Source organism: Burkholderia sp. BE17 (assembly GCF_009362305.1).
Lineage (GTDB): Bacteria > Pseudomonadota > Gammaproteobacteria > Burkholderiales > Burkholderiaceae > Burkholderia > Burkholderia pyrrocinia_C.
In genome coordinates this window covers 78386-99485 of the sequence record NZ_WHNU01000039.1, presented here as the reverse complement: position 1 = coordinate 99485, position 21100 = coordinate 78386, and the positions used below count along the sequence as shown (strand labels likewise).

At 68.1% G+C, this 21100-nt stretch carries 15 protein-coding genes and 1 pseudogene; 5 read left to right on the top strand and 11 right to left on the bottom strand.

What is annotated here, in order from left to right; all coding sequences use genetic code 11:
- Positions 1-120 (top strand): annotated as a pseudogene (locus GD429_RS29510) (IS30 family transposase); the annotation flags it as partial.
- Between the two features lie 151 nt (positions 121-271).
- Here the strand turns inward: GD429_RS29510 and GD429_RS29505 are convergent.
- A complete protein-coding gene (locus GD429_RS29505) occupies positions 272-1696 on the bottom strand; it encodes a PLP-dependent aminotransferase family protein (RefSeq protein ID WP_152862326.1) in 1425 nt (474 codons plus the stop codon).
- A gap of 447 nt (positions 1697-2143) precedes the next feature.
- Here GD429_RS29505 and GD429_RS29500 point away from each other — a divergent pair, with 447 nt between their 5' ends.
- Both GD429_RS29500 and GD429_RS29495 read left to right on the top strand, forming a co-directional pair.
- Positions 2144-2458: a transcriptional regulator gene (locus GD429_RS29500; protein WP_152862324.1), complete on the top strand. Its 315-nt coding sequence runs from the start codon at positions 2144-2146 to the stop codon at positions 2456-2458.
- Entirely contained in the window at positions 2451-4625 is a 2175-nt protein-coding gene (locus tag GD429_RS29495; RefSeq protein ID WP_152862322.1) for a DUF4132 domain-containing protein, read from the top strand. The genes GD429_RS29500 and GD429_RS29495 overlap by 8 nt, the downstream gene beginning before the upstream one ends.
- Positions 4626-4635: 10 nt before the next feature.
- Here GD429_RS29495 and GD429_RS29490 read toward each other — a convergent pair whose 3' ends face one another.
- Positions 4636-6048 carry a PLP-dependent aminotransferase family protein gene (locus tag GD429_RS29490; protein ID WP_152862320.1) on the bottom strand — a complete coding sequence of 471 codons (1413 nt, stop codon included), beginning with the start codon at positions 6046-6048 and terminating at the stop codon, positions 4636-4638.
- Between the two features lie 231 nt (positions 6049-6279).
- Between GD429_RS29490 and GD429_RS29485 the strand changes: the two genes are divergently transcribed.
- Together GD429_RS29485 and GD429_RS29480 are read left to right on the top strand one after the other, a co-directional pair.
- Positions 6280-7509 carry an NAD(P)/FAD-dependent oxidoreductase gene (locus GD429_RS29485; protein ID WP_152862317.1) on the top strand — a complete coding sequence of 410 codons (1230 nt, stop codon included), beginning with the start codon at positions 6280-6282 and terminating at the stop codon, positions 7507-7509.
- Between the two features lie 40 nt (positions 7510-7549).
- Positions 7550-8701, top strand: coding sequence for a branched-chain amino acid ABC transporter substrate-binding protein (locus GD429_RS29480; RefSeq protein ID WP_152862315.1), 1152 nt, complete (start codon positions 7550-7552; stop codon positions 8699-8701).
- A gap of 25 nt (positions 8702-8726) precedes the next feature.
- Here GD429_RS29480 and GD429_RS29475 read toward each other — a convergent pair whose 3' ends face one another.
- From GD429_RS29475 to GD429_RS29435, 9 genes are all read right to left on the bottom strand, one after another.
- Complete coding sequence (locus GD429_RS29475; RefSeq protein ID WP_152862313.1) at positions 8727-9647, bottom strand: hypothetical protein; 921 nt, start codon at positions 9645-9647, stop codon at positions 8727-8729.
- Between the two features lie 101 nt (positions 9648-9748).
- Positions 9749-10072, bottom strand: a complete 324-nt coding sequence (locus GD429_RS29470; RefSeq protein ID WP_152862311.1) for a TfoX/Sxy family protein — start codon at positions 10070-10072, stop codon at positions 9749-9751.
- A 240-nt stretch (positions 10073-10312) separates the two neighbouring features.
- Entirely contained in the window at positions 10313-12034 is a 1722-nt protein-coding gene (locus GD429_RS29465; protein ID WP_152862309.1) for a site-specific integrase, read from the bottom strand.
- A 122-nt stretch (positions 12035-12156) separates the two neighbouring features.
- Entirely contained in the window at positions 12157-13422 is a 1266-nt protein-coding gene (locus GD429_RS29460; RefSeq protein WP_152862307.1) for an MFS transporter, read from the bottom strand.
- Positions 13423-13435: 13 nt separating this feature from the next.
- Positions 13436-14221, bottom strand: a complete 786-nt coding sequence (locus GD429_RS29455; protein ID WP_152862305.1) for a peptidylprolyl isomerase — start codon at positions 14219-14221, stop codon at positions 13436-13438.
- A gap of 9 nt (positions 14222-14230) precedes the next feature.
- Positions 14231-14914 carry a respiratory nitrate reductase subunit gamma gene (gene narI / locus GD429_RS29450; RefSeq protein ID WP_152862303.1) on the bottom strand — a complete coding sequence of 228 codons (684 nt, stop codon included), beginning with the start codon at positions 14912-14914 and terminating at the stop codon, positions 14231-14233.
- A 24-nt stretch (positions 14915-14938) separates the two neighbouring features.
- Positions 14939-15634 carry a nitrate reductase molybdenum cofactor assembly chaperone gene (narJ, locus tag GD429_RS29445; RefSeq protein ID WP_152862301.1) on the bottom strand — a complete coding sequence of 232 codons (696 nt, stop codon included), beginning with the start codon at positions 15632-15634 and terminating at the stop codon, positions 14939-14941.
- Positions 15631-17160 carry a nitrate reductase subunit beta gene (gene narH / locus GD429_RS29440; protein WP_152862299.1) on the bottom strand — a complete coding sequence of 510 codons (1530 nt, stop codon included), beginning with the start codon at positions 17158-17160 and terminating at the stop codon, positions 15631-15633. Before narH ends, narJ begins: the two co-directional genes overlap by 4 nt.
- Positions 17157-20975, bottom strand: a complete 3819-nt coding sequence (locus GD429_RS29435; RefSeq protein WP_227791784.1) for a nitrate reductase subunit alpha — start codon at positions 20973-20975, stop codon at positions 17157-17159. Before GD429_RS29435 ends, narH begins: the two co-directional genes overlap by 4 nt.
- Between the last annotated feature and the right edge of the window lie 125 nt (positions 20976-21100).

Here is a 21100-nt window from a genome sequence, read left to right as displayed (position 1 = left end):
GCCTATTCACAGGCCACGCTCAACGCTGTTGCCAAGCGGCTCAATGAGCGTCCTCGAAAGACGCTAGACTTCGATACACCGGCTGAGCGCTTTCATCAATTCGTTGCATCGACGGGTTGAATCCGCACTCGAAATCCGACTCCCAGACTGCGATCTGCTAACCGGCCGCAACGGGTCGGCAAGCGACATCCACGGGAATCCACGAAGACCCAAGAAAAAGCCGGCACCATGCCGGCTTCGTCGTTGAAACACAAGCACCACGCATGCCCCTTCACCGCATGCACGCCGCGGCCAGCTTCCCGACCGCGATCACCGCCTGCTCGATCTCCGGCGACCACGGGCTGCTGTAGTTCAGTCGGATGAAGTTCCGATAATTGTCCGTAATCGAGAACATGTAGCCGGGCCCGATCGTGATCCCCTGCTCCAGCGCAAGCTGATACAAGCGCATCGCATCGACCTGCGCGGGCAACTCGACCCACAGCACATACCCGCCCGCCGGGCTCGAAATGCGCGTGCCCTCCGGAAAGAACCGCGACACCATCGCGCGCATCAGGTTCGCCTGCTGCGCATACGCCTTGCGCAAGCGTCGCAGGTGATGCTCGTAGCCGTCGCGTTCGAGAAACTCCGCGATCGCGAGCTGCGGCAACGACGGCGTCGCGAGCGTGTTCAGGAATTTCAGCTTCTCGACCTGATCGCGATAACGTCCCGGCAACGCCCAGCCGATCCGGTACGCGGCCGTCAGGCTCTTCGAGAACGACGAGCAATGCAGCACGATCCCGCTGCGGTCGTAGGACTTCAGCGAACTCGGATGCATATCGCCGAAATACAGTTCGTTGTACACGCCGTTCTCGATGATCGGCATATCGGCCCTCGTTGCGAACTCGACCAGCTCGCGCTTGCGCTCGTCGGGCATCTGAAAGCCCAGCGGGTTCTGGAAGTTCGGCATCACCATGCAGGCCGCGATCGGCTGCGACTTCGCGATCGCCGCCAGCGCGGCAATGTCGATCCCGTATTCCGGATGCGTCGCCACCTCGATCGCCTTCATCCCCATCCGCTCGATCGCGTGCAGCATCGCGTAGAACGTCGGCGACTCCACCGCGATCGTGTCGCCCGGCTTCGCGACCGCCTGAAGACACAGGTTCATCGCCTCCGTCGCGCCGACCGTCACGATGATCTCGTTCGGGTCCACCGACATCCCGTTTTCCAGGTAGCGGCGCGCAATCTGCCGGATCAGCCGCGGATGGCCGGGCGGCAGCCCGTCCGTCACACCCCACAGCGACTTGTCGCGGCCGGCTGCATACGCGTAGCGGTTCAGCTTCTCGAACGGGAACAGGCTCGGGTCCGGATACGGCGAGCCGAGCGGCACCGCGTCGTCGGTGCCGATCGAGCGCAGCGTCGACAGCACGAGCCGGCTCACGTCCACCGACGACGAGATCGCGATCGGCTTCGACGCCCGCAGCTCGCGCACCGGCGCATGGCTGTCGTCGCGGCGCAGGTTCACGAAATAGCCCGACTGCGGGCGGCTTTCCAGCAGCCCGCGGCTTTCGAGCAGCAGGTATGCATGCAGCACGGTCGTGATGCTGATCCGGTGCTGCTGGCTCGCCTGCCGCACCGACGGAATCCGGTCGCCGTGCCGGTACACGCCCTGGCGGATCAGGCGCTCGATATCGTCCGCGAGTTTTTCATAGAGCTTCATCGCGCGCCTCCCGTCGGCATGCGCCGTCGCGCCGCCATGCGGTGCGCGTCCGACACGCGCGTGTTCCACCCGCCGACCGGGCCGTCGTGATTCCTGATCCTTCCCTCCGGTTTTGCCTTTTCCATCACACTGGCTCTCTCTTGAAGATGCGCCGGCAGGGTTCCGGTACGACAGGATCTGCGGCACTGTGCACTTGATGATGGAATCTTAAAAGCAGAACAGTCGGCGACGAGTACACACATCGATCGCGCGAACAAGAGTACAGTTCGGCGCGAATCGCGCACGGCGGGAGAACTGTACGTCTTATGAAATTCCCGGGCGGCCTGAAGCCTTGCGCGGCGCCGCCGGCGCCAGCCCGAAGCGACAGCCGCACGGCCTTTCGTCCGACTATCGTAATTGGGGTGCAATACTGTGCAATCGCACGGTTTTCACGGGTGGATTCAGACCATGCAGCACACGATCGAACAGGCATCCGACCGCGGCAGCGTGATCCGCGCCACCCGGAAAATACAGAACCGGCGCCGGAACGACACAGCCGGCCGCGTCGGCGCCAGCGAGTCGTTCATGGTCAGGGCCGAATGCGGCGCGGACACCGTCCAGTGGAGCAAGGCGTTCCAGGTCCTGCAGGGGCTCGGCGTACGGATCGCCGTCAACCTCCCGGATGCGCGCGGCGAATTGCCCGAACGCGCATCGGCGCGCGCGAGCCGCCGCGCCGATGTCCGCGCATCGCGCGTCGCCGGCAAGGAGGCCGCGCATGACTGAACGCGCGCTCGCCGCCCTGCTCGTCGCGCGGCTGACCGGCACCGCCGACCATCCGCGCTTCACCGGCACGCCGATCGACCTGTCGACGCTCGACGCGCACACGCTCGGCGCGGTCTGGCCGGCGCTGCGCCGCACCGAGCACGAGATCAAGCCGCCTGATTACGCCTACGACGATCCGCGCGCCGAATTCGCGCGCTGGCTGCGCGGGCACATCGATGCGCTCGGCCTCGTGCCGCTCGTCAGCGCCGATGCCGCGCTCGAACTGTTCCGCGACATCCCGCCCGGCGCATGGAAGCGTGCGCTGGAGGAACTGCCCTGCCTCGACGCGCTGCCGTCGCCCGCGCTGCAGGCCGAACTTGCGCGCATCGCAAGCGAGCCGGAGGAAGGCACCCTGCGCGCGGCATCCGCGTATGGCGCCTATGCGCTCGACTGGTTCGCCGGCCACCGCGACTTCTCGGCGCGACGCGACGCGTATGCGCAAGCGCTGGCCGATTCGCCGTTTCGCGTGCGCGAACTCGACGTGCTGCCCGAGCTCGGGCCGGCCGCGCTGCTCGCGCTGGCCGCGACGAACAACGGCTATTTCGCGCCGAAGCGGCTGTGGATCGACTTCAGCGATCCGGCCGTCACGCTCGCGGAAGACGCCGCGTACGTCGAATTCGCGCGCGACGCGCTGACCGAGGCCGCGCGGCAGGTCGCGGCGCTCCATGCCGGCGCCGTTCCGTACGAGGCCGATCGCGCGTTCACGACCGACGACGCGCAGGTCGTCGCCCGCGCGGCGCGCGTGGCCGCCTATCGCGACGAAGCGTGGCTGCGCCCGCTGATCGGGCCGCTGCTGACGGGCGTGTGCGTCGCGCCGACGGCCGCGAAGACGGCGCCGTCGCAGTCGCTCGCGATCGCGCTCGGCCACGCGGTCGAGACGATCCCGACACCCGAGAGCGTGCGTGCGCTGCGCGACGCGCTGGCCACCGTGCGTCACGCCGGCGTGCAGAAGAAGCTCGCGCGCAACCTCAAGCCGGCCGAACGCGCGCTCGGCGAGCGGCCGCATACCGCGCTGCGCATGACGCTCGACGCGAAGCCCGACAAGAAGCAGCTCGCGATGCTCGCCGCGTGCATGGAAGCGGGCTTCTGGCAGCCGATGACGCTCGGCCATGCCGAATGGCGCGAGCGGCTCGTCGATGCGCCGGCCGGCGCCGCGTTCTCGGCGCGGATGATCTGGCAAGCGCGCGGCGGAGATGGATCGACGCGGTCGTTCATGCCTGAAATTGCGAATGGCAAGGTCGTGCTGCGCGACGCGGCCGGGCGCGCGTGCGACGTCGCCGACGACAGCGATATCCGGTTATGGCACCCGCTGCTCGCCGATGCGGACGAGCGGCTCACGTGGCAGCGCGCGATCGTCGGCCGCGCGCTGCGGCAGCCGGTCAGGCAGGCATTCCGCGAGTACTACGTGCCGGCCGACGGCGACGCCGCAGCCAGCGATTCCGCGATGTTCGAAGGTCACGTGCTGTCGAGCCGGCCGCTGCTCGGCGTCGCGCGCCGCGAGGGCTGGTCGATCCGCGCGTACGACGACGGGCTCGTCCGCGAATTCGGCGACGTGCGTGCAACCTTCCTCGTCGATGCGCGGCTCTATCCCGGCTCGGAAGGCCACGGCACATCGCGCCGGCTGCACTTCGAACGCCGCCGCGAACGGCGCTGGGTGCCGCTGACGATCGGCGAGATCGATCGCGTCGTGTTCTCGGAAGTGGCGCGCGCGGTCGACCTGCTCGTCAGCGTGGCCGCGTTCGCGCTCGACGACGACGCGACGCGGGCGGCCGCCACCGCGCTCGCGGTCGCCCCGATCCGCCAGCGCGAAATCGAAGCGCAACGCTGGCAGCGCCTGAACCGGCTGTCGGATTTGCCGCTGGGCGTGATGGCGCGGCATCGCAAGCACGTGCTGTCGCTCGTGTTCGCCGACGCGATTGCGCAAGGAAGGATCTCGATCGACGATCGTCACGTGCGCGTCGGCGCATGGTCGGTGCATTGCGCGACCGGCCGCGTGACGCGTGACGGCGAACCCGTCGAACCCGCGACCAAGCCGCCGCCGTCGCCGCTGCGCGCCGTACCGTGGCTGCCTTACGACGAAGCGCTGCTGCAGCGGATCGTCGACGTCGTCGCAGGCTTGCTCGACTGAGCGAGCGCCGTCAGATCGAGCCGAACAGCGCGCGCGGCCGGTCCTTCAGCGTGCCGGACAGAATCCGCAGCCCGTTGACGAGTTCGTCGCGCGTGGCCGGGCACGCGAGGTTGATGCGCACGCCGTGCTCGATTTCCGCGCGATCGACCGCGAACGTCGACGACGGCATCACGATCACGCCGCGCGCCTTCGCGTTCGCGGCGAAGTCGTCGGCGCGCCATGGCGGCGGCAGCCGCAGCCACACGAACATGCACGCGGGGTCGGACTTCAACTGCCCGGCCGGCAGCAGTTCCCGCGCGAGATCGACGCGCGCGCGGATCTCCGCGAGTTGCGCGGCCATGATCCGCTCGGCGGTGCCGTCCTCGATCCATACCGTCGCGATCAGCATCGACGTGGGCGCGGGCATCCACGCGGTCGTGCGCACCGCTTCCGCGCACAGCGCGACGCTGTCGCGCGGACAGCTCAGGTAGCCGAGGCGCAGCCCCGGCGCGAGGACCTTCGACGTCGCGCCGATATGGAACGTCAGCTCGGGGCACAGCCCCGCGATCGCCGGCAGCCGGTCGCGCACGAGCGGGCCGTACACGTCGTCCTCGATGATCGTCACGTGATGGCGCCGCGCGACGTCGACGAGCGCCATCCGGCGCGCGAGGCTCATCGTCGTCACGGTCGGGTTCTGCAGGTTCGGCACGACGAAGATCGCCTTGACCGGCATGCGCTGGCAGATCCGTTCGATCTCGTCGGGCAGCAGGCCGTCGTCGTCGGCCGGCGCGCTGACGATCTCGAACTGGAACACCGGCGCGAGCGCCTTGAGCCCGTAATACGTGAGGCGATCGGCAACGATCACGCCGTCGGTGCCGATCAGGCTGTTCAGCACCGCATACAGCCCGTGCTGCGCGCCGCTCGTGACGACCACCTGGTCGCGCGACGGCGCGAAGCCGGGCGCGGCAAGCCACTGCGCGCCGGCCGCGCGCGCCCAGTCGGGCCCCTGCGGCGGCTGGTATTCCTGCAGCGCGGCGAAACGCGGGTCGTTCGGCAGCGTGGCGAACGTCTGCGCGAGGCTCGCGAGAAACTCGCCGGTCGCCGGGCGGTTCACGGTCAGGTCGATCACGCCGTTGCCCGCCGCGAGCGCCGCACGGGCCGGCGCGATGCTCGGCATCGCGCCGCCGGTGACGAGCGAACCGCGGCGCTTGCTGCCGATCACGAGGCCGCGCAGTTGCAGTTCCTTGTATGCGCGGGACACGGTCGACACGTTGATGCCGAGCTCGGTCGCGAGCTGGCGCTGCGGCGGCAGGCGGCTGCCCGGCGGATACGTGCCGTTGCGGATTTCCTCCTCGATCGAGCTCGATACCTCGACATAAGTCGGCCGCTTTGCCTGCACCGGCGCAGCGCCGTCGCGCTCGCCGGAAAGTTTGTCTGATGCCATTTATCGCCTGTGACCACACAAAAAGTGTTTGTCTGCCATTTTGGTCTGCCCAGCGATTGTATATGACATCCCCTCCCCGTCAAACGTGTGCGGAAAAGTCTGTTGAATCAGCCCGTTGAAATCGGGTAAACACTAGCGCCACACAATCTCATTTTGATTGCACACAAAAAATTACTGTGTGATTCTTTATCTCAACTTTGTGTGAACCATGTGTGCCGGAGGGAATGCGTCATGGCGAATATCGCCATCGTGGGTGCAGGCTTCATCGGGCTCGGCGCGGCGGCATGGCTGCAGCGCGACGGGCATCGCGTGACGCTGTTCGATCCGGCGGGCGTCGGCCACGGCGCGTCGTTCGGCAACGCCGCGACGTTCGCGCCGTACGGCTGCGTGCCGGTGAACGGCCCGTCCGTGTTCCGCGACATCCCGCACTTCCTGTTCGCCGCCGACAGCCCGCTGCGCATCCGCTGGCCGTACCTGCTGCGCGGCGCGCCGTGGCTCGCGCGGTTCCTGCTCGCATCGACACCCGCGCGCCACGCACGCAGCGCGAGCGCGCTGGCCGCGCTGCTGTCCCGCGCCGCCGACGGTTATGCGCCGCTGCTCGCCCCGCCGCGACTCGCGGCGTTCGTGCGGCCGCGCGAGTGCCTGTACCTGTACGCGCGGCAGGCGTCGTTCGATGCCGCGCAGCCGTCGCTCGCGCTGCGGCGCCGGCTCGGCGTGCCGTTCGAGCTGCTCGACGCGAACGCGATCCGCCGGCTCGAGCCCGCGCTCGCGCCGATCTTCGCACGCGGCGTGCTGTTCGTCGGAAGCTGGTTTTTCTCCGATCCGCACGGGTTTCTCGGCGAACTGTTCGCACATCTCGCCACCGGCGGCGCGACGCTCGAACGCGAGCGCGTCGAGCGGATCGAGCCCGTCGGCGACGGCGTGAACGTGCACGCGGGCGGCTCGGTGCGCACCTTCGATCACGTCGTCGTTGCCGCGGGCGCCCGCTCGCGTGAATTCGCGGCGGCGTGCGGCGACGCGGTGCCGCTCGATACCGAGCGCGGTTATCACGTGCAGTTCGCCGCGCAGGAGCAGATCGTCACGCGGCCGGTCGGCTGGGCCGAGCGCGGTTTCTACATGACGCCGCTCGACGAAGGATTGCGCGCGGCCGGCACCGTCGAACTCGGCGGCTTCGACGCGCCGATGAACCGGTCGCTCGTCGCGCTGCTCACGCGCTCGGCACGCGAGGCGCTGCCGTCGCTCGGCGCGCCGACGCGCAGCTGGCTCGGCTTCCGGCCGACGCTGCCGGACGGCGTGCCCGTGATCGGCTGCGCGCAGCGCAGCGCACGCGTGATCCACGCATTCGGCCATCAGCACCTCGGCGTGACGCTCGCCGGCATCACCGGGCGGATCGTCGCCGACCTCGTCGCCCAGCGCGCACCGCCGCTGGACCTCACGCCATACCGGGCCGCGCGATTCTGACGCGCGCCGCGATTTCAACCACTGCAAGGAGGCATGCATCATGAATCGTCGTAACTGGCTGGTTTGGCTGGCCGTCTGCTCGATCGGCACGGTCACGGTGTCCGCGCAGGCCGCGGACCCGGAAACCATCAAGATCGGCTTCGCCGGCCCGCTGACGGGGCCCGTCGCGCGCGTCGGCAAGGATCTGCAATACGGTGCGCAGCTCGCGCTCGACGAGGAGAACGCGAAGCATCCGACCGTCGGCGGTAAGCCGGTGCGCTTCGTGCTCGACGTGCAGGACGACCAGGCCGATCCGCGCATCGCGATCCAGGTCGCGCAGAAGCTCGTCGACGACGGCGTGGCCGGCGTGATCGGCCACTACAACTCGGGCTGCAGCATTCCCGCGTCGGCCGTCTACCGGCAGGCGAACGTCGCGATGATCACGCCCGGCTCGACCAATCCGCAACTGACGATGCAGGGCTTCAAGAACGTGTTCCGCACGATGGGGCACGACGGCATCGGCGGCGTGGTGGCCGGCCGCTTCGCGGTCGAGCAGCTGAAGGCGAAGCGGATCGGCATCATCGACGATCGCACCGCGTTCGGCCAGGGGCTTGCCGACGCGTTCGAGAAAGGCGTGAAGGACGCGCACGGCAGCGTCGTCGGTCGCGAATACACGAACGACAAGGCCGTCGATTTCCGCGGCATCCTGACGACGATGAAGAGCAACAAAGTCGACCTGCTGTTCTTCGGCGGGCTCGACGAACAGGGTGCGATGCTCGTCAAGCAGATGCGCTCGCTCGGCATCCGCGCGCAACTGTTCGGCGCCGGCGCGCTGAAAAGCAACGCATTCCTGAAGATCGCCGGCAATTCGGGCGAAGGCACGCAGGATCTCGAACCGGGCCCCGCGCTCGACAAGCTGCCGTCCGCCGTCGCGTTCGCGCAGCGCTACAAGGCGCGCTTCAACCAGGATGTCGAGCTGTATGCGCCGTTCGCGTACGACGCGGCGCTCGCGATGATCGCGGCGATCCGCAAGGCCGATTCGGTCGATCGCGCCAGGATCGTCGCGAGCCTGCCGGGCGTGTCGGTCACCGGCGTGACCGGAAAGATCTCGTTCGACGAGCGCGGCGACCTGATCAAGCCGCCCTACACGCTGTTCCGCGTCGAACAGGGGCAGTGGCGCAGCATCCGCACGGTCGGCGGCGCGTCGAACTGAGCGGCGGGACAGCAGGCGGCGGCGCCTATCGCGCCGCCTGCTGGCGCTGTATCTCCTGCGCTTTCATCTGCAGATACGCGCTCTTTTCCACTTCGTGCAGTTGCTGCGGATACTGCTCGGTCGCATCGAACCAGCGTGCGAGGCGCTGGTCGAGCGGCTTGTCGAGCGTCGCGAGATACGTGTCGATCGCGAGGTAGTAGCGCATCGTGTTGCGCTCCAGCAGCCCGCGCACGCCGCCGATGTACTGCGGCTGCGCGGCCGATGCGCCGCTGGCGGCCGTGAACCCGACCTTGTCGCTGCCGACCGTCGCGAGGTAGGTCTTCATCGCCATCCTGCCGACCGTGCCGAAGCCGTACGAATACGTGAGATGCAGGAACGTGCGCGACGCGCCGAGCGGCACGGCCTCCAGCGCGATCCGGTAATCCTTCGTGCCCATCGGTCCGCTGTCGGCGGTCAGGTCGACCTGGAAGTAGTCGGGCGCTGCGGCCGCCACGCGATAGCGGAACTGCAGGCGATAGGTATCCGGCAGCTTCTGCTGGATCTTGCGGCCGACGTTCACGTCGAGCACCGGGCCGTCGCTGCCGCTCGATGCATGGCAATACTTCGTGTTCAGGTGCAGGATCAGCACCGCGCACCAGTTCGCGGGTCCCTGCGCGGGATCGTCGAGCTGGCCGCTCACGACCGCGAACGGATAGTCGACCACCGCGTAGATGTCGCCCTTCAGCGACGACGACGCCTCCGACGATTCGAGGTACAGCGGCCGGCGAAACGCGTTGTCCTTCAGTTGCGCGCCGAGGCTGTGGTAACGGTCGAGCAGCGCCGCTGCGCCGCCTGCGCCTTCCGCGCCGAACGCCAGCGCGCTCCAGCCGACACAAAGGGCCGCGACGAGCGCGTGCCAGGCGCGACGGGCAAGCTGCGTGCCGCGCGAATGTCCGGATGTCTCCATTCTTGTGCTCCCTCCGGGCGCGCGGTGGTCGCACGCATGTGTCACAGAATACGCCTGCGCGCTGCACGACGTTACGCGGCGTGGCGCTTCGCGCACGGCCGTTATCGGCTTCGCTTCACCGGCACCGGCAACTGCGCGGCGGTGATCCGGATCAGCGCCGACAGCCATTCGCGGTCGTCCCAGCGATCGCCCGCGATGACGAGGTGCGGCTTCGCGCCCGGATACGGCGGGCCTTCGTCGCAGGTGTCGAGAAACGCGCGGCCTTCGGGTGTCGGCTTGACGAACAGCCGGTCGTCGCAGACGAGCGCGACCATCTTGCCGTCGCAATAGATGCCGTACTCGCCGAACATCTTGCGGGCCGATACCGTGCCGGCCGCCGCCATCTGCTCGACGATGAAATCGACCGTGCCCTGGCTCGATGCCATCCGCTGCTCCTGGTGAAAAAGTTTATGACCGTCGATTGCGCCGGACCGTTCCGTCTTGTCGGCGGGTACGCTGCGGCGCGTCATCCGTCCGTCGACTGAACGCGCAGACAGGCACGCGTGTGCGGGCCTTCGCGGCCAACAATATCCTGACACACCTGACAGTTACATCTCGGCGCGATGAATCGTCCGATAGCGCTTCATTACAAAATGGCGCCGACATGACGCCCCCGCGCATCCCACCTACTTGTCGGCCGCAAACGCGCTCGACATCTGCCGCGCCCGCTTCACATCGTCGCCATGCAGATAAATCGACGTCGTCGAGATCGACGCATGCCGCAGGTTGTCGCGCACGGTCGTCAACTCGGCCCCGCGCGCGAGCGCGTGCGTCGCATGCGTATGACGCATCCAGTGCGGGCTCGCCTGCCGCAGCTTCTGCGCAAGCGCCGGGTTATCGGCATCGACGACATCGGCCGTCTGCGCGAAAAAGCGCTGCATCACCTTCCACAGCCGCACGCTCGTGATCGCGGCCGCGCCGTCTTCCGCGAGGCTTGGGATCAGCGGCGTGTCGGGCCGCCAGCGCGCCGGCGTGACCGGCAACCGGCGCGCGACCAGGTGACGATCGAGCGCCGTGCGCGCCAGCGGCGGCAGTGCGACGCGCGCGGCCTTGCGCCCCTTGCCGATCACCTTCAGCCACGCGTCGCCGTGCGCGTCCGTCTCGATGTCGCCGAGCGTCGCGCCGACCAGCTCGCTCGCGCGCAGCCCGGTCGCATAACCGAAATCGAGGATGAAGCGCAGCCGCTGTGCGGCGGCGAGCGTCCAGCCGGACGACGCTTCCTTGCGGAACTCGAGCCCGTCGGCGATCGTGCGGACCAGCAGCCACTCGCCTTCGGTGAACGCGTGCGACGTGTCGAGTGCGTTCGGGCCGCGCGTGTCGCGCACCTTGACGCCCGCGAACGGATTGGCGAGCAGGTAGCGCTGCTCGATCAGCCAGCGGAACAGCGCGCCGAGCACCGACAGCGTGTACGCCGCCGAACGCGCAGAGAGCCCGCCCGAGAACGGCCGCCAGTCGGGCGCGCCGCGCGGCCGCACGGGCCCGACCCAGCGTTCGTGCGGCGTCGGGCGCCGCACGAACGCGCGATACGCGACCGCATCCTCGGTCGTCAGCGACGACAGCGCGCGGCCGCGCTCGACGATCGCCCACAGGATCAGCCGCTCGGCCTCCTTCCGGTATGCGCGCCGCGTCGCGGCCGATTCGTGCAGCGACAGCCACGCGTGCACGGCCGCGTAATCGTTGTCCGCGTCGAGCGTGCTGGTCGCGCGCGGTGCGCGGAACGTGCCGGCCGAGCCGTCGACCTCGTGCGGCAGCTTCAACTGCTCCCACGGCACGATGCTGCCGCGCGGCGTCGCGGCGATCAGCGCACGCGCCCGTTCGGTCAGGTCCGGATGCACGGCGAAAAACGCCTCGATGCGTCGCGCACCGGCCATGCCGAGGCCAGGAATCGCGCTCCACCACTGGCGCCGGCGCGGAATCCGCACGGTCAGATCGGCGAGCGTCGCGATCCCGTGCGCACGCAGCGCAGCGACCGCGCGCGCGGGCAGCCACAGGCCGATGTCGTCGCTGATCTGCGGGACCGGCGCGCGCGCATGACGCAGCAGGCCGATCGCTTCGGTCGCGGCCTTCGCCTCCCGCACACGCTCACCGTCGGGATGAGCGAGCCGTTCCGCGAGATCGGGCCGGCCGGCCAGCCGCGCGACGCGCACGAGGCGACGGCGAATGCCGCCGATCGCGCCGCGCGCCGAGCGTCCCGCGCCGAGACGATCGGGCAGGTAGCGTTCGACGGCCTGGCGCACGGTCATGCCCGCGTACCACGCGCGCAGCGCGGCCAGTTCGTCGGCGTCGGGAAAGCCTGCGGGCGCAGGCGCGGAATCGGGGGAAGGCGGTGAGGCGAGGCGCGGTTTCATGGGCGCCAGTTTGACAGAAGCGCGCGCGGCCGGAAACGTCGTGCGCGGTGTTCCGCGCACGACGATGGCGATGCGCGATGCCGAACCGTTCCGGCATCGCGCAAGCGCATCGATCGACCCCGTCAGCCCGTAACCGGCGTGCGCCGCACTTCCGACAAGTAGATCAGGATCAGCGACACCCACACGATCCCGTACAGGAACATGAAGCAGGTCGTGCGCACGCGCAGCAAGTCGAGCAGCACGCCGAACAGGATCGGCAGCAGGAAGCCGCCGAGCCCGCCCGCGAGCCCGACGATGCCCGTGACGACGCCCATGTTGTCCGCGAAATCGTCGGCGACGTACTTGAAGGTCGACGCCATCCCGAACGCGAACACCGCGCCCAGCGCGAAGGTCAGCGCGACGAAGCCGGCCACCGGCATCGACACGTTCAGCGTCGCGGTGCCGTCGATCGTGTGGATCACGAAGTCGGTCGCCGGATACGACAGCAGGAACAGCGCGATCCACGCGACCCACAACCCCCACCACGTGACCGCATGCGCGCCGAAGCGGTCGGACAGCGCGCCGCCGAGCGCGCGCAGCACGGAGCCCGGCAGCGAGAAGCCGGCCGCGAATGCGGACGCCATCACGAGCGACATCCCGTATTCGCTCTTCAGGTACTGCGGAATCCACAGCGACAGCGCGGTGAAGCCGCCGAACGTGATCGAGTAGTACTGGCAGAGCCGCCACACGCGCGGGTCGCGCAGTACCTTGAACGAATCGAGCCACGAGCCGCCGCGCTTGCCCGCACCCGGATCGGGCGCCGACGCGAACCAGAAGATCAGGGCCGTGACGAGCAGCGCGACCGCATAGACGCGCGGCACGAAGCGCCAGCCGTACGCATTGAGCAGCAGCGGCGTGACGAACAGGTTGACCGCCGCGCCGCTCGTGCCCGCGCCGAACACGCCCATCGCGAGCCCGCGCCGCTGCGGCGGGAAGAAGCGCGCGACATACGGCGTGCCGACCGCGAACGACGCGCCGACGCAGCCGAGAAACAGCCCGATCAGCAGGAACTGCCAGAGCTGCGTCGCATAGCTGACGATATAGACGGGCACCGCGCACACGACGAGCAGCACCGTCATCACGATACGGCCGCCGAAGCGGTCGGTCCACGTGCCGAGCGGCAGACGCATCAGCGCGCCGGTCAGCACGGGTGTCGCCGTGAGCATCCCGAACTCCGTGCTGTTCAGCCCAAGATCGGTGCGCAGCTGCACGCCGAGCACGCCGAACATCATCCATACGACGAAACACACCATGAACGCGAGCGTGCTCGCGGCCAGCACCGACCACGCGCGCAGCGGGATGGCCGGCGCGTTCGCGACCGGCCCGGCGTTACCTTGTTGAGTTGCCATATGCAAAACCCCGTTATTGGACCAGCGGCCCGTTCGCGCCGTCGAAAGCGACGCCTTCGACGCGCGCACTGCCCGCGAGAATCGCCACGTATTGCCGCATCGCCCGCTGCCGCACGCGTTCCGACAGGTACGCGGCGATCTGCGCGGCGGCTTCGTCGAACGGCACCGCGTCGCCCGGCACGCGACGCTCGATGCGCACGATGTGGAAGCCGAAGCGCGTGTTGACCAGTTTCGGCAGCACGCCGAGCCCTTCCGTATCGAACAGCGCGGCCTCGAATTCCGGCACCGTGTCGCCGCGCAGCAGTTGCCCGAGGCTGCCGCCGACTTCCGCCGACGGGCAGTTCGACGACGCGCGCGCGAGCGCTTCGAACGTATCGGGCGCGGCGACCACGTCGGCCAACGCGCTTTCCGCGCGCTGCCGCAGCGGCGCGAGCGGCACGCGATCCGTCACCGCGAACAGCACATGGCTCGCATAGACGATGTCGTTGCGGCGAAAGCGCGCCGGATACTGCGCGTAGTAGCGCTCGCAATCCGCGCGGTCGGGTTCGGGCACGTGCGTCAGCTCGCGCTCGAGCAAGGCGTCGACGGCCAGGTCGTCGAGCGGCGCGCGTTCGTCGAGCAGCGCGAGCGATACCGCGCGCTGCCGCAGCAGCTCGCGCACCGCGAGCGCGCGCCGTGCCGCATCGAGCGGATCGGGCGCGTCGCCGTGATGCTCGGCCTCGGCCGCGATCGTGTCGTCGTCGATCGCGACACCGTTGATGCTCAACGCGACCGGCGCGTCGGAGAGAACATCGTTCATGCGGCCTCCTCAGCGCTTGCGCACGAGCTGGTACGGGCGGATCAGGTACGCGACCGACGCGATGCCGCTCCAGATGTGCACCATCCGCGTGAACGGCGACACGAGGAAGATCGTGAAGCCGAGCAGGATATGCAGCCGGTACGTGAGCGGCACGCCGACGAGCAGGCTCGCGATGTCCGGCCGGAACGTGACGACACCCTTCACGTAGTCGGTGAGCTGCTCGAACATCGCGCCGTCCATGTGGCGCGTCGACAGTACGACGGTGCCGAGCCCGAGCGCGAGCTGCACCCACAGCATCAGCACGATCACGATGTCCGACGTGCGGCTGTTGCGGCGGATGCGCGGGTCGCCGAGGCGTCGCCAGATCAGGATCGTCAGCCCGACGATCGCGGCGACGCCGGCAGCGCCCCCCCCGACCATCGCGACGAGCTGGTGCCCGGACGCCGACAGGAACGGAGACACGAGCCAGTGCGGCGCGAGGAAGCCGCCGAAGTGCCCGAGCACGACGACGAGCACGCCCCAGTGGAACAGGTTGCTGCCGAGCCGCAGCGTGCCGTGGCGCAGCAGCTGCGACGAATCGCTTTTCCACGTGTACTGCTCGCGGTCGAAGCGGATCAGGCTGCCCACCAGCAGCACGGCGACGCAGATGTACGGGTAGATCCCGAACAGGAACCGATGCAGAGTGTCGTTCATGTGTTTCCCCAGTTGGGCCCGCGCTTACGCGCCGCGGGCCGGCCGCTTGTCGTGGAACCGCACCGTCTGCTCCGCCGGTGTCACCGCACCGACGAAGCGCACGGCCTCGTCCGCATACGACGCATCGAGCGCGCGGTAATCGTCGGCACTCGGCCGCTCGGCGGCCACGTCGTCGGCGGCGGCATCCGGCGCGTCGACCGGCGCGAGGCCGGCCATCGGCAGCAGCGCGCCGACGATGAAGCTGTAATGGCTGCCGCGCTGCGCGAGCGCGCCGGCCAGCGCGCGCAGGATCTCGCCGGTCTCGGCGAGCAGCTTGCGTGCGTCGGCCGCCGGCAGCCGAGACAGGTATTCGAGGAACACGGGCAGGTAGTCGGGCAGCTCGCCCCGGTTCAGGAACAGCCCGTGCCGCTCGTACATCTGCAGCAGGTCGACCATCGCCTGCCCGCGGTCGCGCGATTCGCCGTGCACGTGCTCGAACAGGTACAGCGACGTCGCGCGGCCACGGTCGAACAACCCGACATAGTTCTCCTGCAGCGTGAGCAAATCGCGCTCGCGCACGTAGTCAAAGAACCGATCGAGGCCCGCGCGCATCGTTTTCGGCAAACGCGCACTGTCGCGCAGATGCGCTTCGATCGAGTCGAGCGCGGCGACGAGCGTATCGTCGGGATAGTCGAGCAGCGCCGCGAGCGCCGCGTAGGTCGGATCGGTTGCGGTGCTCATCGCGAGGCCTCGTGGATCGGAATCGTCTTCGTGCCCTTCTTCGTGCTGAACAGGCTCGTTTCGGAACGACCGTCCGAACAGCCGTTGCCGAACGAGAAGCCGCACGATGCGCGCAGGTCGTACGCGTTCTCCGCATACTCGCGGTGCGTCGTCGGGATCACGAAACGATCCTCGTAGTTCGCGATCGCGAGGTAGCGATACATTTCCTCGACCTGCGCGAGCGACAGCCCGACCTGGTCGAGCACGCCGCGCGCGTCGACGCCGTCCACGTGACGCGCACGCATGAACGCGCGCATCGCGAGCAGCCGTTCGAGCGCGAGCTTCACGGGCGCCTCGTCGCCGGCCGTCAGCAGGTTCGCGAGATAACGCAGCGGAATGCGCAGCGATTCGACGTCCGGCAGGTAGCCGTTCATCCCGAGCGCGCCGCTGTTCGCGGCCGCGTTGATCGGCGACAGCGGCGGCACGTACCACACCATCGGCAGCGTCCGGTATTCCGGATGCAGCGGGAACGCGATCTTCCAGTCGATCGCCATCTTGTAGGCCGGCGAACGCCGCGCGGCGTCGAGCCACGCGGCCGGCACGCCGTCGCGCTCGGCCTGCGCGATCACGGCCGGGTCTTCCGGATCGAGGAACAGCGACAGCTGCGCTTCGTACAGGTCCTTTTCGTTCTCCGCGCTGGCCGCCTCGCTGATCCGGTCGGCGTCGTACAGCAGCACGCCGAGATAACGAATGCGGCCCACGCAGGTTTCCGAGCACACGGTCGGCTGGCCGGCCTCGATGCGCGGATAGCAGAAGATGCACTTCTCGGCCTTGCCGCTTTGCCAGTTGTAGTAGATCTTCTTGTACGGGCATCCCGACACGCACATGCGCCAGCCGCGGCACTTGTCCTGGTCGATCAGCACGATGCCGTCTTCCTCGCGCTTGTAGATCGAGCCCGACGGGCACGCCGCGACGCACGCCGGGTTCAGGCAGTGCTCGCACAGGCGCGGCAGGTACATCATGAAGGTGTTCTCGAACTGCCCGTAGATGTCCTTCTGTACGGACTCGAAGTTGTAGTCCTTCGCGCGCTTCTCGAATTCGCCGCCGAGGATTTCCTCCCAGTTCGGCCCCCACTCGATCTTCTCGAGCCGCTGGCCGCTCACGAGCGAGCGCGGCCGCGCGACCGGCATCGCACGCGTGTTGCCGGCTTCCTGCAGATGTGCGTAGTCGAACGTGAACGGCTCGTAGTAATCGTCGATCTCGGGCAGGTGCGGGTTCGCGAAGATCTGCGCGAGCAGTCGCCACTTGCCGCCGAGGCGCGGCTCGATCTTGCCGTCCGCGCGCCGCTGCCAGCCGCCGCGCCAGCGGTCCTGGTTCTCCCAGTCCTTCGGGTAGCCGATGCCCGGTTTCGTCTCGACGTTGTTGAACCACGCGTATTCCATCCCCTCGCGGCTCGTCCATACGTTCTTGCAGGTCACCGAGCAGGTATGGCACCCGATGCACTTGTCGAGGTTCAGCACCATCGCGATCTGTGCACGTACCTTCATGACGTTTCTCCGGTGTCGATGGGAGTTGGCGCTTTAGCGCTTACTCCCATCCCATGCAGAGCGCGTACGGCCTGCGTTGTCGGGTCGACCGCGGTCTCTTCACCATCGAGCCAGTCGATCTTGTTCATCTTCCGGACGATCAGGAACTCGTCGCGATTCGAGCCGACCGTGCCGTAGTAGTTGAATCCGTATGCGAACTGCGCGTAGCCGCCGATCATGTGCGTGGGCTTCAGCGCGATGCGCGTGACCGAGTTGTGGATACCGCTGCGCGTGCCGGTGATCTCGGAGCCCGGCGTGTTCACGATCTTCTCCTGCGCGTGGTACATCATCACCATCCCGGACGGAATCCGCTGGCTGACGACGGCCCGCGCGCACAATGCGCCGTTCGAGTTGTAGCACTCGATCCAGTCGTTGTCGACCGCGCCGATCGCCTTCGCGTCGTCCTCCGACATCCACACGATCGGGCCGCCGCGCGACAGCGTCAGCATCAGCAGGTTGTCCGTGTACGTGCTGTGGATCCCCCACTTCTGGTGCGGCGTCAGGAAGTTCAGCACGCGCTCGGGGTTGCCGTTCGAGCGCTTGCCGACCATGTGCGCATAGCTGCCCGTATCGACCGGCGGCTTGTACGCGCACAGCGATTCGCCGAACGCGCGCATCCACGCGTGATCCTGGTAAAGCTGCTGGCGGCCGGTCATCGTGCGCCACGGCACCAGCTCGTGCACGTTCACGTAGCCGGCGTTGTACGACACGTGCTCGGATTCGATCCCGCTCCAGGTCGGCGACGAGATGATCTTGCGCGGCTGCGCCTGGATGTCGCGGAAACGGATCTTCTCGTCCGCGCGCGCGTCGGCCAGGTGCGTATGGTCGATGCCGGTGATGCCGGACAGCGCGCGCCACGCCTTCACCGCCACTTCGCCGTTGGTCTCGGGCGCGAGCGCGAGGATCACCTCGGCCGCGTCGAGCGCCGTGTCGATGCGCGGGCGCCCTTGCGCGGCGCCGTCGGCCACCTTGTAGTTGAGCTCGCCGAGCAGCTTCACCTCGTCCTTCGTGTCCCAGCCGATGCCCTTGCCGCCGTTGCCGAGCTTGTCCATCAGCGGCCCGAGCGACGTGAAGCGCGCATACGTGTTCGGATAGTCGCGCTCGACGACGGCCACGTTCGGCATCGTGCGGCCCGGCACCGGCTCGCATTCGCCGCGCTTCCAGTCCTGCACGTCGAACGGCTGCGCGAGTTCGCCCGGCGTGTCGTGCGCGATCGGCGCGAGCACGACGTCGCGCTCGACGCCCAGATGCCCATCGCACAGCTCGGAGAAGCGCTTCGCGATCCCCTTGAAGATCTCCCAGTCGCTCTTCGATTCCCACGCGGGATCGACCGCCGCCGACAGCGGATGAATGAACGGGTGCATGTCGGACGTGTTCATGTCGTCCTTCTCGTACCACGTCGCGGTCGGCAGCACGACGTCCGAATACATGCAGGTGGTCGACATCCGGAAGTCGAGCGTGACCAGCAGGTCGAGCTTGCCGCGCGGCGCCTCGTCATGCCACGTCACTTCCTCGGGGCGCGTGCCGCCCGTCGCGCCGAGATCCTCGCCCTGCACGCCGTTGGTCGTGCCGAGCAGGTGCTTCAGGAAATACTCGTGCCCCTTGCCCGACGAGCCGAGCAGGTTCGAACGCCACACGAACAGGTTGCGCGGGAAGTTGCCGGGTGCATCCGGGTCTTCGCTCGCCATCTTCAGCGCGCCCGATTTCAATTGCTGCGCGATATCGGCGCCGGCGTGCGCGGGATCGGCAAGCGCCGCGCCGGCCTTCAGCGGATTCACCGCGAGCTGCGGCGCGGACGGCAGCCAGCCCATCCGTTCCGCGCGCACGTTGTAGTCGATCGGCGCGCCGTGGAACTGCGACTTGTCCGCGAGCGGCGACAGCAGCGTGGCCGGGTCCATCGGGTCGTAGCGCCACTGGTCGGTGTGCGCGTAGAAGAACGACGTCGCGTTCATCTGGCGCGGCGGACGGTTCCAGTCGAGCGCGAACGCGAGCGCGGTCCAGCCCGTCTGCGGCCGCAGCTTTTCCTGGCCCACGTAGTGCGACCAGCCGCCGCCCGGCTTGCCGATGCAACCGCACATGATCAGCATGTTGATGATCGCGCGGTACGACATGTCCATGTGGAACCAGTGGTTGATCCCCGCGCCGATGATCACCATCGACTTGCCCTGCGTCTTGTGCGCGTTCTCCGCGAACTGCCGCGCGACCGAGATCACGTCCGCGCGCTTCACGCCGGTGATCGCCTCCTGCCACGCCGGCGTGTAGGGCAGGTCGTCGTCGTAGCTCGCGGCCACGTCGCGGCCGCCGAGGCCCTGGTCGAGCCCGTAGTTCGCGACGAACAGGTCGTAGACGGTCGCGACCAGCATGTCGCCGTTGCGCGTCGCGACGCGCCGCACGCCGATCCGGCGCGACAGCTCGGAAGCATGCTGCGTCGAGTTGAAGTGCGCGTGCGGCTGGTTGCCGAAGTACGGGAACAGCACGTCGACCACGTCGTCGTGCGCGACCGTGCACGACAGCCGCGGCGACAGCGCCGCGCCCTTCGACGTCTCGCCGCGCAGGTTCCACTTGCCCTTGTCGGCGTCGTTCTGCTGCCCCCAGCGGAAGCCCACCGAGCCGACCGGCACGACGAACTCGCCGGTCGCGTCGTCGATCGTCACGGTCTTCCAGTCCGGATGCGCGGCCTCGTCGAGCGCGTCGTCGAAGTCGGACGCGCGCACGAGGCGCTCGGGCACGTAGCCGTCGCCGTGCGGCACCAGGCGCACGAGGCACGGCATGTCGGTATAACGCTTGCAGTAGTCGGCGAAGTAGTCGCTCTTCCCGGCCAGATGAAATTCCTTGAGGATCACATGACCCATCGCGAGCGCGAGCGCCGCGTCGGTGCCCTGCTTCGGGTGCAGCCACAGGTCGCCGAACTTCGCGCCTTCCGCGTAGTCGGGGAACACCGATACGACCTTGGTGCCGCGATAACGCGCCTCGACGAGGAAGTGCGCGTCCGGCGTGCGCGTCTGCGGGACATTGGAGCCCCACATCATGATGAACGTCGAGTTGTACCAGTCGGCCGATTCCGGCACGTCGGTCTGCTCGCCCCAGGTCTGCGGCGACGCTGGCGGCAGGTCGCAATACCAGTCGTAGAAGCTCAGGCACACGCCGCCGATCAGCGACAGGTAGCGCGAGCCGGCCGCGTACGACACCATCGACATCGCCGGAATCGGCGAGAAGCCGACCACGCGATCGGGGCCGTGCCGCTCCGCCGTGTGCACGTTGGCCGCCGCGACGATCTCGTTGACCTCGCTCCAGCTCGCGCGCACGAAGCCGCCGAGCCCGCGCCGGCTCTGGTAAGAACGGCGTGCTGCGTCGTCGTCGACGATCGAGCGCCAGGCTTCGACGGGGCCGAGCGTGCGGCGGCGCTCGCGCCACAGCTTCACGAGCGCGCTGCGCACCAGCGGATGCTTGAGCCGGTTCGCGCTATAGAGATACCAGGAGTACGAAGCGCCGCGCGAGCAGCCGCGCGGCTCGTGGTTCGGCATGTCGGGGCGCGTGCGCGGATAGTCGGTCTGCTGGGTTTCCCACGTGACGATCCCGCCTTTCACGTAGACCTTCCACGAGCACGAGCCCGTGCAGTTCACGCCATGGGTCGAGCGGACGATCTTGTCGTGCTGCCAGCGCATCCGGTAGCCGTCTTCCCATTTTCGGTCTTCGTCCGTGACAGCGCCGTGTCCGTCGGAGAAGCGTGGCCGCGTGGTGGAGAAATAACGCAATCTGTCCAGGAAATGGCTCATGGGGATCTCGTTTTTCCGGTCTTTTGGCAGACCCTGATTATTTAAGGAGGCGAAATACCGGTTGTAAAGGACGACTTGATTTCGGTCGCCCCACCCTGTTTCACCGTGCTCGAAACGATTGTCAT

Bases quoted from the DNA above. Each gene is read 5' to 3' on its own strand.
- GD429_RS29465 (WP_152862309.1), bottom strand. From the start codon at position 12,034: ATGAAACCGCGCCTCGCCTCACCGCCTTCCCCCGATTCCGCGCCTGCG.
- GD429_RS29485 (WP_152862317.1), top strand. From the start codon at position 6,280: ATGGCGAATATCGCCATCGTGGGTGCAGGCTTCATCGGGCTCGGCGCG.
- GD429_RS29470 (WP_152862311.1), bottom strand. From the start codon at position 10,072: ATGGCATCGAGCCAGGGCACGGTCGATTTCATCGTCGAGCAGATGGCG.
- GD429_RS29435 (WP_227791784.1), bottom strand. From the start codon at position 20,975: ATGAGCCATTTCCTGGACAGATTGCGTTATTTCTCCACCACGCGGCCA.
- GD429_RS29505 (WP_152862326.1), bottom strand. From the start codon at position 1,696: ATGAAGCTCTATGAAAAACTCGCGGACGATATCGAGCGCCTGATCCGC.
- GD429_RS29495 (WP_152862322.1), top strand. From the start codon at position 2,451: ATGACTGAACGCGCGCTCGCCGCCCTGCTCGTCGCGCGGCTGACCGGC.
- narJ (WP_152862301.1), bottom strand. From the start codon at position 15,634: ATGAGCACCGCAACCGATCCGACCTACGCGGCGCTCGCGGCGCTGCTC.
- GD429_RS29475 (WP_152862313.1), bottom strand. From the start codon at position 9,647: ATGGAGACATCCGGACATTCGCGCGGCACGCAGCTTGCCCGTCGCGCC.
- GD429_RS29460 (WP_152862307.1), bottom strand. From the start codon at position 13,422: ATGGCAACTCAACAAGGTAACGCCGGGCCGGTCGCGAACGCGCCGGCC.
- GD429_RS29480 (WP_152862315.1), top strand. From the start codon at position 7,550: ATGAATCGTCGTAACTGGCTGGTTTGGCTGGCCGTCTGCTCGATCGGC.
- GD429_RS29490 (WP_152862320.1), bottom strand. From the start codon at position 6,048: ATGGCATCAGACAAACTTTCCGGCGAGCGCGACGGCGCTGCGCCGGTG.
- narH (WP_152862299.1), bottom strand. From the start codon at position 17,160: ATGAAGGTACGTGCACAGATCGCGATGGTGCTGAACCTCGACAAGTGC.
- GD429_RS29500 (WP_152862324.1), top strand. From the start codon at position 2,144: ATGCAGCACACGATCGAACAGGCATCCGACCGCGGCAGCGTGATCCGC.
- GD429_RS29455 (WP_152862305.1), bottom strand. From the start codon at position 14,221: ATGAACGATGTTCTCTCCGACGCGCCGGTCGCGTTGAGCATCAACGGT.
- narI (WP_152862303.1), bottom strand. From the start codon at position 14,914: ATGAACGACACTCTGCATCGGTTCCTGTTCGGGATCTACCCGTACATC.